Annotated in this window: 5 protein-coding genes; all 5 read left to right on the top strand. The window is 69.3% G+C overall.

The window, feature by feature from the left end; translation table 11 throughout:
- Nucleotides 1-563, top strand: a 563-nt coding sequence (locus tag VF139_06405; GenBank protein ID HEX6851021.1) for a sigma-70 family RNA polymerase sigma factor, incomplete at its 5' end; no start/stop codon positions are given.
- A gap of 230 nt (nt 564-793) precedes the next feature.
- The gene (locus tag VF139_06400; protein HEX6851020.1) at nt 794-982 is read left to right on the top strand and encodes a hypothetical protein; all 189 of its coding nucleotides are present in this window, start codon (nt 794-796) and stop codon (nt 980-982) included.
- Between the two features lie 142 nt (nt 983-1,124).
- Nucleotides 1,125-1,592 (top strand): multiheme c-type cytochrome, encoded by a 468-nt coding sequence (locus VF139_06395; GenBank protein HEX6851019.1) that lies wholly within the window; start codon nt 1,125-1,127, stop codon nt 1,590-1,592.
- 12 nt (nt 1,593-1,604) lie between these two features.
- Entirely contained in the window at nt 1,605-2,387 is a 783-nt protein-coding gene (locus VF139_06390; protein ID HEX6851018.1) for a 4Fe-4S dicluster domain-containing protein, read from the top strand.
- Between the two features lie 12 nt (nt 2,388-2,399).
- A partial coding sequence (nrfD, locus tag VF139_06385; protein ID HEX6851017.1) for an NrfD/PsrC family molybdoenzyme membrane anchor subunit occupies nt 2,400-2,730 on the top strand: 331 nt, incomplete at its 3' end.

Here is a 2,730-nt window from a genome sequence, read left to right as displayed (position 1 = left end):
AGACCTGGGACACCTCCGTCGCGCTCCTCCTGCGCGTCCGCGACGGCGACCGGGGCGCGCTGGCGCAGCTGCTCGATCGTCACCGGCCCGCGCTCGCGCGCTGGGCGCGAGGACGCCTCCCACGCTGGGCACGCGGCGCGGTCGACACGGAGGACATGGTCCAGGACGTCCTCGTCAAGTCGATGCACGCCCTGGGGGAGTTCGAGGCGCGCGGCGACGGCGCGCTCCAGGCGTACCTGCGCCAGGCCGTGCTTCACCGGATCCGGGACGAGATCCGCAAGGCGAAGCGCCGCGGCGAGCCGGTCACGCTCGACAGCCGGGAGCCTCACGGGGACCCGTCCCCCCACGAGGAGGCCGAGGCCCAGGAGCTGCTGGATGCCTACGAGGCGGCGCTCGGCCGCCTGCGCGAAGAGGATCGCGCGGCGATCTTCGCGCGGGTGGAGCTTCGCCTGCCCTTCCGCGAGGTCGCGCGGGTTCTCGAGAAGCCGACGGAAGAGGCCGCCCAGATGGCCGTTCACCGCGCGCTCGTGAGGCTCGCCCGGGAGATGGGGCGCGCCGACTGATCGACGGTGTGTTGGGTTCGGACGGTCCGCGTCGTTTTCCCAACCGAAGCCGGAGCGACCCAGCGTGGCCCCGGTGATCCAGTCTCCCCACCCCCCGGGGCCGGGACCTCGACCGTCGGTTTCACGCGCATCGTTCGACGGAATCGAGGTCCCGGCTCCAACTCCCCGATCTTCGAAGGTGGTTGGGTCCACGACTCCGGTGCGTTGAGGAGGAGTGGAGGGCGACTCCCATGCGCGACCCCGAACGCGAACGACGGCTGCTCGAGATCGCCCGACGCCTGCGCGACGGCGCCGAAATCGACTGGAACGGGCTGGGAATTCGTGAGTCCGAGGTGAAACGCGGCAGCATGCGCCTCCTCGCGGAACTCCGGGCCTCGGCGGATTCGGAGCGCGAAGAGGCGGCCTCCCCCCGACCTTGACCTCCGTCACCCCTTAACCGAACGCAAGTGGACAACGCGCCCGCGGGGTGCACGCTCCGGCTTGCCGGGACGGTCGTCCGCCGTCCGGGTGGGGATCCGGTAACAGGTCGGGATAAGCCCGGAACGAACGGAGGGCAGGCCCGTGCACGAGCTGATCCGGGACAAGGAACATCTCTTCCGCCTCGCGCTCCTCTTCGTCGTCGGCATCGTCCTGTTCCTGGTGGTGCGGGGACTCTTCGTGCCCGAGGGATTCGGGGAGATCGGGCACTACCGCGTGGGCGCGCTCGAGGACAACCGCGACCACCCCTTGACCTTCGCCGGGCGCGCCGTCTGTGCGGACTGCCACGGCGACGTGGTCGAGGCCAAGAGCGGCGGCAAACACGCAGGGATCGGTTGCGAGGCCTGTCACGGCCCGCAGGCGGCCCACGCGCGCTCCGACGACCCCTCGAGCGCGAAGCCCGAGAAGCCGGACCCCGTGAACCTCTGCCTGGTCTGTCACCGCAACAACGTGGCCAAGCCGGCCGGATTCCCCCGGATCGACCCGAACAAGCACAACGCGGGCGCCTCGTGCCACGACTGCCACGCGCCCCACAACCCAGGGCTCGGCTAGGAGGAAGCGGCCATGGAAGTCGACCGGCGCGAGTTCCTCGTCCGCGGCGGGAAGTACCTCATGCTCTTCGGGGGTGCGTCCGCCGCGTGGGAGTTCGTCCTCGCGGGGACCCCCGAGAAGGCCCCCGACTACGACGCGAAGCGCCACTGGTGGGCGTTCTTCATCGACATCGAGAAGTGCATCGGCTGCGGCAACTGCGTCCGGGCCTGCAAGGCCGAGAACGGGGTTCTTCAGGAGCCGTTCTACTTCCGCACCTGGGTGGAGCGGTACCACATCCCGCCGCGCGATCCCGCGAACCCGGAGCGCGAGGAGCATCCGGTCGTCGACTCGCCGAACGGCGGCTACGACGGGTTCCCGGAGCGTTACCCCGAGGGCGACGGCTCGAAGAACTTCTTCGTTCCGAAGATGTGCAACCACTGCCACAACTCGCCGTGCGTGCAGGTCTGTCCCGTCGGCGCGACGTTCGACAGCCCCGACGGCGTCGTGCTCGTCGACAAGTCGTATTGCCTGGGCTGCCGCTACTGCGTCCAGGCGTGCCCCTACGGCTGCCGCTACATCGACCCGCGCTCGAACACCGTGGACAAGTGCACGCTCTGTTACCACCGGATCACGAAGGGGCTCACGACCGCATGCTGCGAGTCGTGCCCCACGGGGGCGCGTCTGCTCGGCGACCTCCGCGACCCGGCCGACCCGATCCACGAGCTGCTGCGGAAGCACAAGGTCCAGGTGCTCAAGCCCAACCTCGCCACCGGGGCCAAGAACTACTACGCCGGCCTCGACGGCTCGGTCCGCTGAAGGGAGCGCGCGATGGAACACCTCCTTCACGGCGTCGAAGGCTTCATGTACCCCAACGAGATCGAGCTCCAGTGGAGCGTGCTGATCGTCCTCTACCCGTTCATCACCGGGCTCGTCGCGGGCGCGTTCATCCTCGCCTCGCTGCTGCGCGTCTTCAACGTGGAGGCGATCAAACCGACCTACCGGCTGGCGCTGCTGACGGCGCTCGCGTTCCTGATCGTCGCGCCGCTCCCGCTGCAGATGCACCTCGGCCATCCCGAGCGCTCGTTCGAGATGTACCTCACCCCGCACACCACCTCGGCGATGGCGATGTTCGGGTTCGTCTACCTCTGGTACCTGCTGG

This window comes from Candidatus Polarisedimenticolaceae bacterium (genome assembly GCA_036376135.1).
Classification (GTDB): domain Bacteria; phylum Acidobacteriota; class Polarisedimenticolia; order Polarisedimenticolales; family DASRJG01; genus DASVAW01.
This window is presented reverse-complemented; position numbering and strand designations above follow the sequence as displayed.

Excerpts from the sequence above, each read along its gene's own strand:
- VF139_06400 (HEX6851020.1), top strand. The coding sequence starts at position 794 with ATGCGCGACCCCGAACGCGAACGACGGCTGCTCGAGATCGCCCGACGC.
- VF139_06390 (HEX6851018.1), top strand. The coding sequence starts at position 1,605 with ATGGAAGTCGACCGGCGCGAGTTCCTCGTCCGCGGCGGGAAGTACCTC.